Below are 7,377 nucleotides of genomic sequence, written 5' to 3'. Positions count from 1 at the left end.
AAAATCATTTGAATGATTTCTTCTTGGTCTACGTGCCATAAAATACTCCATATATTGATGTTTATAACATCATTTGAGGAGCAGAATATCACTTATAGGAGTTGTTCAAATTTACGGATCCATCTCTTAGAATGCACCGTCCTGAGCTGATATATGATGAATAACCTGGGTTCCTTCTGGTATATTTCTCATACAAACCTCCACACATTTGGTTTATTTTTTAATTTAGCAGAAGATTTGAATTTTTCGTTTACATTGCTTTATAGAGTTGTATTAATTGACTATTTAATAGATTAATCATGTAACTTTCATTTTGATATAAATTTTCTTACTCATCTTATCTAAAAATATTTAAATGATAAAAATAAAAAATCCCAACAGGATATGTTGAGATTCTCTATTTATAATTAGCTTAAGCTAACGGTAAATATGAATAATGCTCAGGCTATAAAATCTCGTAAAATGTGTTGATTTATCACTTCATCAAAACTTAGATTTGAAAGATTTTGCTTGTTATGTTTGATGCTTTTATAACAATAACTCGCTGCAATACCCATACTAATTAAAGTCAACAATTTCATTGTTCACCTCAAAATTAAAAATATTAGAAACTGTGAAATTAAAATATCAGCTTGCTTTGTAGTGGTCTAAGCCAGTTTGGAAAGCTTTTGTATGGTATGTAAATCCGTTAAGACCATTTCAGCTCTATAAAAATCATTGTCAATTTTTTGCTTAGCCTTGAATTGTCTGATCTTCCCTTAACTGACTCGACAAGTTCAGTAGAAAATGAAGATCATTGAGGATTAACATTCTTAAACGGAAGATCATATTTGAATACAAAAAGTACATCATTTTAAAGCGGCATGGTCGCAATCAGATTAGATACAAAACATAAATTCAAGGAAGATAAATCAGAATCTGCTATGATAGCTTCCACTTAGTGGACTCTTTTATGTCTTCCCTTATCTCCTACTTATAAGTAAAGGAGTATCACAATGGGCAACATGACTGCCACACCAGAATTATTTTATATATTTTAGTAGGTTAAAGTGAAAATTGTCATTCTTAACAAGCCTTATGACGTCCTCTCCCAATTTCGTCCAGATGAAAAACATCAGACTATGGCGGATTTCGTAGACGATCCGGATCTGCGTATTGCCGGTCGTCTGGACATGGATTCTGAAGGTTTGATGTTCCTGACCGATCATGGCGGTTTAAACCAATATATTACCAATCCAGCCAGCAAAAAATTCAAAACTTATCTGGTTCAGGTCGATGGGGATATAACCGAAGAAGCTCTAGAACAGCTTCGTAAGGGTGTTGAACTGAATGACGGTATTACGCTGCCAGCCAAAGCAATTAAAGTCATTGAACCGGAATGGTTATGGGAGCGCAATCCTCCTGTACGTTTCCGTGCTTCTGTTCCAACTTCATGGGTCGAAATTTCAATCTGTGAAGGCCGTAACCGTCAGGTACGTCGTATGACTGCAGCCGTTGGTTTTCCTACCTTACGTTTGATCCGTACCAAAATCGGTTCAATTGATCTGGTTCAATTAGGTTTACAGCCAGGTGAAACTAAAGAAATTGAACCCCTACTTTATCCAGACTTTAAAGATGTGCCTGCTCAAGAACCTTACCGCTCGCGCTCTTATGTGAAAAAACCGGGTGGTACCGGTGGTAAACCAATTAACAAGAAAGTAACGAAAGACGGCACCAAGAAAAAAACCGGCACACCGCGTATCTGGCAAATGGAAGAAGGTGAAAAACCACGTCGCAAGACCAATGGTACCACCCGTCCAAATACCAAGAGTCGTGGCCGTCGTACACGTTAAGCCACTGCTTAGATCGGGAAGATCAAACTAAAGACCACCCCTTGAGAATGGTTATTCACCTGAACTTCCCCCTGATGCAACTGCATAATGGACTGCACAATCGCCAAGCCCAAACCACCCGTTTGGGCTTTTTGATGCCGGCTGCTATCAACTTGATAAAAGCGTTCAAACAGATGGGCTAAATGCTGCTCGGGGATCTGTACACCTGCTGTCAGCACATCAATCCGACAGCTATTTTCTGTAGTCATCGCCGTGATTCTGATCTCGCCATTTTCCTTTCCATACTGCACTGCGTTGCTGAGTAAATTGGCAAGCGCACGTTGCAGATGTTCCGGATGCGCAGCTATATTCAGTTGAGCCGGAATATCCGTATAAATAGATATATTTTTTTCTTCTGCCAGAAACTCAAAATATGCCAGCAAATCTTCTATGATCTGGCTAAGTTCTAGTGTCTGTTTTTCTATCTGATAGTGGCCATGTTCAACTCGGGCGATAAATAGCATGTTTTCAATCATCTGAGTTAGACGTTCATACTCTTCCAGATGGGAATACAGCAAATTTTCTAATTCATCGCGACTGCGTGACTTCGACAAGGCAATCTGGGTTTGCCCCATCAAGTTATTCAGGGGCGTTCGTAATTCATGGGAAATATCTTCAGAAAATCGGGCCAACTGTTCATAGCCTTGCTGTATTCGGTCCAGCATGGCATTCATGGCCTCGGTTAGTTGCTGCACCTCAATAGTTCGGGATGGCAACTCGATACGCTGATCCAGCTGCTGCACATTAATTTGCTGAGTGGCGTAAATTAATTGGCGCATGGATCGCAGTAGATAGTGTCCCATCAGCCAGGCTAACAAAGTAGATAAAATAATACCAAGCAGAGTGTAGATCACTAATTTTATCAGGTAATGTTTTAAAACCTGTTGCCCTGCTGCGAGCTGCTTACCGGCAATCAGTTGATAAGACTGTCCATTAAAGTCCACTTGCTTAAATGCCAAACGGGTCGTGGGTTGTTCAAGCTTATTATTTTGATAATTCAGCCTGGTGTGATAATCCAATAGAGGAATAGTAATATTTAAAGGATTAATATCAATTAATGTATTCTGCGCGTTTTTAAGGATCAGTAAGTTGTCTTCCTGTCCAAGCATATTCTCATAAAGCTCTGGATGTTCGATCAGCACCTGAAAGCTTTGCTGATCAGCCAGAAATATTTCAATCCTGGAAATCCGCAAGGCCAAAGCTTCATCCTGCTGTTGTTGCACCATCTGCTGCATATTGTGATAGGACAACCCGCCGATACTTAAAAAAACGATACAGGAAATAAGGCCAAAAGCGATGCCGAGACGTGTGCCCAAATGCATTTTCATGCGTGCACATCCAGCTTATAACCCATACCACGTACAGTATGAATAAGTTTTGGACTGAAATGGTCATCAATTTTAGAACGTAATCGACGTACAGCAACATCAACGACATTGGTGTCAGTATTAAAATTAATATTCCAGACCAGTGAAGCAATTTGTGTCCGGGTTAACACTTCGGACTGGTGTTCCATCAGCAACTGCAAAAGTGCAAACTCTTTTTGGGTAAGCTCAATTTTTTGCTGGTCTCGAAATACTTCCCGGGTTAAACGATTCAGCTCTAAATTGGCCACCTGATACGTTTCGTGTTCAGTTTTTGGTACACGGCGCAGCAGGCTTTTGATTCTGGCCAAAAGTTCGATATAAGAGAAAGGCTTAGTTAAATAGTCATCTGCACCCAGTTCCAATCCTTTGACCCGGTCAAGCACATGATCTTTGGCAGTCAGCATAAGTACGGGAACTTTAGAAAAAGTACGCAAGGTTTTGAGGACTTGCCAGCCGTCTAGGTCGGGCAGCATCACATCCAGCAATACCAGATCAATCTGTTGCTGTTCCAGCACTGATAAGGCATGCAGGCCATTGCCCACCTGTGTAGTCTGGTAGCCGGATTCATTTAAGCCTGTGGCCAAGAATCCGGCAATTTTGGCTTCATCTTCTACAATTAAAATATGCATGGGCTGAGTTTAATCAATTTCATACAGCGCAAAGATTACAAATTGGTAATCTGATTGTCATCCATGAGCTTCCATTCTTTGATTATGATCTTCTCAATTTCTATATGACTGAACATTATCATGAGAAGTAGATTAAATCAGAGAAAAATATTTTTATATCTAGCGAGTTTAGCAATGGTTAGCTTAAGCCATGCTGAATTAAAAACGGCCTATATTATGGACTTGAGCACAGCAAACCAACTTGCTGAGAATGTCATGCAAGCTTGTCAGAAAGCCAGCAAACCCGCTGCAGTCACAGTACTGGATCAAGGCGGTAATGTTCTGGCCAGCCAACGGCATGAATCTGTCGGAATTCACAATTTAACTGCATCACAGCGTAAAGCCTTTACTGCATACTCGACTAAGACCAGTACATTGGATTTCATGCGTCATGCACAAAAGAACCCGGATGCACAAAATTTAAATACCCTGGATGAATTGTTATTATTATTGGGCGGCGGGGTACCTGTGGTTTATAAAAACCAGCTCATTGGCGCTGTTGGCGTTGCAGGCTCTGGTGGCTCTGAACAGGATCATCAATGTGCCGCACAAGGCATTCAACATACTTTAAAACAACTTTAATTTTATCTATCTATTGAATAGGAACAGACCTATGAAAAAAATTATTTTTGGTGCTCTTCTAGCGGCGACAGCAAGCTTTTCTTTTGCACAGAATCCCTTAAGTGTGCATGTGCTGAATCAGGAAACTGGTCTGCCTTCCGCCAATGTCGCGGTGATTTTGGAAGCTCAGCAGGGTGACAAGTGGGTAAAACTGAATGAGTTAAAAACAGATACCAATGGCCGTATCAAAGAGTTTTATCCTAAAGATACAGCTTTACAGAAAGGCATCTATAAAGTGACCTTCAAAACCGGTGACTGGTTTAAGGCCAATAATCAACGCACCTTCTTCCCTGAAGTACCTGTGGTATTTACGATTGACGGTGCTTTGGAGCACTATCATATTCCGTTATTACTGAGCTCTTATGGTTATTCAACCTATCGTGGCAACTAATTCTTAATCCCTAAAAGCATCATTTTCATGGCGCTTTATTTTGAAGCGTAAAACAGCTGCATTGCATCATTCATCTGGCTTTCGCTTGTTATTTATCTCCTGGAATGTTATTTATGATTCACATAATTAATATTTTTAAAACAAAGTGTATCTAAAAAAGGAGTTCTGCAATGGATCAGCAAGTGAACCAGATGTTTAATCAGGACCGATTAATTCAGTATCTCGGTGCACATCTAATTTCCTATAACCACAATCATGCGAAGATTGAACTTAAAGTGTCTGAACAACATTTACAGGGACATCAGACCTGTAACGGCGCTGTGATTTTTGCATTAGCTGATGCTGCATTTGCCATTGCCTGCAATACCGGCGAATACCCAGCAGTCGGCCAACATTGCGGGATTCATTATTTAAAACCAGCTTTGTTAGGTGATACCCTTACCGCCATAGCTGAACATAAGGCCAGTAGCGGTCGTAGTGGAATTTACGATATTCAGATCCTGAATCAGAAAGAGCAAATCGTGGCTGAGTTCCGTGGAACTTCACGACTGATCATTAAATAAATCATCTAAAAAACCCAATAAAAAAACCGCTGTCTTAACAGCGGTTTTTTTAATAGCAACATTCTGATTAAGCTTTCAACCATTTCTCGGCTTTAGCTTGATCTTCAACTTTTAACTCAACTTCAGTCAGTTCAGAACCACCATTTTGAACTTCAAAAGTCATCAGCTCATCACGACGGAATGCATGGACAGTATACGTACCTTCCTGTTTCGCATATTTCTCGACAAGTTTCGTCGTTGCTTTAAGGCCATCAATCGCCACAATTACATCATTCGCTGAAAGGCCCGCTTTCACCCCTGCTCCATCACGACGTGCAGACTGAACCAGCACACCTTCAGGCTTATCTGCAAGTTTCAAACCAAATGGTAATGACTTGTCATTTTTCAGTGTATAGCTCACGCCAAATTCAGGTAGTAACTGATCTAAAGGCAATTCATCTGTGGTATTGATCAAATGATTAATCTGTTCTAACCAGTTATCACCCGTTAATTCCTGACATAACTCAAAGATAGTCCGTTCATTGACCTGAATGCCATTTTGCGTATTTTCATATAGCTTACGCATTAAAGCGTCCAGACTCGAGCCACGCAGACGTAGACCCAGATCAAGAGACAATGCGACTAAACAGCCTTTATTATAGTAGCTGGTACCGGCATTGTTTGAGTTTTCATCCTGACGATAGAATTTCACCCAGGCATCAAAGCTAGACTCAGACACCGACTGAATAAAACGTCCCGGGTTTTGAAGATAACGATCAATCTGCGCTTTAAGCAATGCAATATAAGATTCCTGATTGATCACGCCACTACGTAGCAGAATCAGGTCGTCATAATACGACGTAAACCCTTCAAAGATCCAAAGCAAAGAAGTATAGCCTTCTTTGTTCAGGTCATAATTCACGAAGTTTTCTGGACGAATAAATTTCACTAACCATGAATGGAAATACTCATGACTACATAGGCCAAGGAAACGCTGATAATCTTTCGATGGCTCTTCAGGCTCATCTGCTTTAGGAAAGTCATCACGCGGTGTAATCAGACTGGTTGAGTTTGGATGTTCCAGACCGCCATAGCTGTTCCCGGTGGCCATGGTCATAAAGGTATAATCACTGAATGGCGCAGAACCGAACATGGAAATTTCTGTCGCACAGATTTTCTCAATGTCCTGCTTCATACGCTGTTCATTCATCGCATGCTTGCCTGACACCACAAACTCATGCGGAATGCCATTGGCTTCAAAGCTGAAACGGGTCTGCTCTGCCAGTTCAAACGGCGCATCAATCAGTTCAGCATAGTTTTTAGCTTTTAAGGTATAACGACCTTTCACCAGACTTTTGGCCTGCATGCCCGTCGCAAGCTGGAAATGTTTCAGTTCATCCGGCAGGAATACTTCTACTTCAATTTCTTTATGTTCCTGACCTTCCAGCCCTAAACATGCACAAGCCGGGTTCACATAAAGACGGTTTTGATCCACATATGCACCACGAACAGACAGGTCATACGCATAGACATCATATTCCACCGTAATCAGTTCATGATCCGTATTGAATAAACGCCATTTATTCTTTTCAAACTTCTGGATTTGTAGCTGGCGTCCGTCCTCATCATAAGCCTTGACCGCTTCAATATGTTTGGAGAATTCGCGAATCAGGTAACTGCCCGGAATCCAGGTCGGTAAAGAAAGGACTTGCGTTGGGTCTGCTAAAAAGCGAAGAGTTACGTGAATAAGGTGCTGACGATAATCGTCAAATTCGATTTGATAATGCAACATAATGGGCGATATAAAATACAAATAAATGAGTTATAGCTTAGCTTAGCATTTTTTAGGCCAGTATTGCTTAGCTGTCGCATTTGTCTACATTTCTGACTAGCTATCCTTAAAAAAAAGGCATAGCA

8 protein-coding genes are annotated in these 7,377 nt (G+C 40.7%); 4 read left to right on the top strand and 4 right to left on the bottom strand.

All coding sequences use genetic code 11. The features are described 5' to 3' along the window. Positions 1-440: 440 nt before the first annotated feature. Positions 441-581, bottom strand: a complete 141-nt coding sequence (locus FTU19_RS16470) for a hypothetical protein (RefSeq protein ID WP_373683635.1) — start codon at positions 579-581, stop codon at positions 441-443. 468 nt (positions 582-1,049) lie between these two features. Between FTU19_RS16470 and FTU19_RS05235 the strand changes: the two genes are divergently transcribed. Then, positions 1,050-1,832 (top strand): rRNA large subunit pseudouridine synthase E, encoded by a 783-nt coding sequence (locus FTU19_RS05235; RefSeq protein WP_180004080.1) that lies wholly within the window; start codon positions 1,050-1,052, stop codon positions 1,830-1,832. 8 nt (positions 1,833-1,840) lie between these two features. Here FTU19_RS05235 and FTU19_RS05230 read toward each other — a convergent pair whose 3' ends face one another. Both FTU19_RS05230 and FTU19_RS05225 read right to left on the bottom strand, forming a co-directional pair. Further along, on the bottom strand, positions 1,841-3,199 hold the full coding sequence (locus FTU19_RS05230) for a heavy metal sensor histidine kinase (RefSeq protein WP_180004077.1): 1,359 nt from the start codon (positions 3,197-3,199) through the stop codon (positions 1,841-1,843). After that, positions 3,196-3,867, bottom strand: coding sequence for a heavy metal response regulator transcription factor (locus FTU19_RS05225; RefSeq protein WP_180130307.1), 672 nt, complete (start codon positions 3,865-3,867; stop codon positions 3,196-3,198). The genes FTU19_RS05230 and FTU19_RS05225 overlap by 4 nt, the downstream gene beginning before the upstream one ends. A 174-nt stretch (positions 3,868-4,041) precedes the next feature. On the opposite strand from FTU19_RS05225, the gene FTU19_RS05220 reads away from it, so the two are divergent. From FTU19_RS05220 to paaI, 3 genes are all read left to right on the top strand, one after another. Then, the gene (locus tag FTU19_RS05220; RefSeq protein ID WP_257220893.1) at positions 4,042-4,488 is read left to right on the top strand and encodes a heme-binding protein; all 447 of its coding nucleotides are present in this window, start codon (positions 4,042-4,044) and stop codon (positions 4,486-4,488) included. Positions 4,489-4,519: 31 nt separating this feature from the next. Beyond that, positions 4,520-4,918, top strand: coding sequence for a hydroxyisourate hydrolase (uraH, locus tag FTU19_RS05215; RefSeq protein ID WP_179993219.1), 399 nt, complete (start codon positions 4,520-4,522; stop codon positions 4,916-4,918). 170 nt (positions 4,919-5,088) lie between these two features. Further along, the gene (paaI, locus tag FTU19_RS05210) at positions 5,089-5,481 is read left to right on the top strand and encodes a hydroxyphenylacetyl-CoA thioesterase PaaI (protein ID WP_166136082.1); all 393 of its coding nucleotides are present in this window, start codon (positions 5,089-5,091) and stop codon (positions 5,479-5,481) included. Between the two features lie 67 nt (positions 5,482-5,548). Here paaI and FTU19_RS05205 read toward each other — a convergent pair whose 3' ends face one another. Further along, on the bottom strand, positions 5,549-7,252 hold the full coding sequence (locus tag FTU19_RS05205; RefSeq protein WP_179993218.1) for a M61 family metallopeptidase: 1,704 nt from the start codon (positions 7,250-7,252) through the stop codon (positions 5,549-5,551). Positions 7,253-7,377: the final 125 nt, after the last annotated feature.

Origin of the sequence: Acinetobacter sp. YH12072 (assembly GCF_013419565.1) — a bacterium.
GTDB lineage: Bacteria > Pseudomonadota > Gammaproteobacteria > Pseudomonadales > Moraxellaceae > Acinetobacter.
The sequence above is the reverse complement of the archived record's forward strand: the minus strand, read 5'-3'. Positions and strand labels throughout refer to the sequence as shown.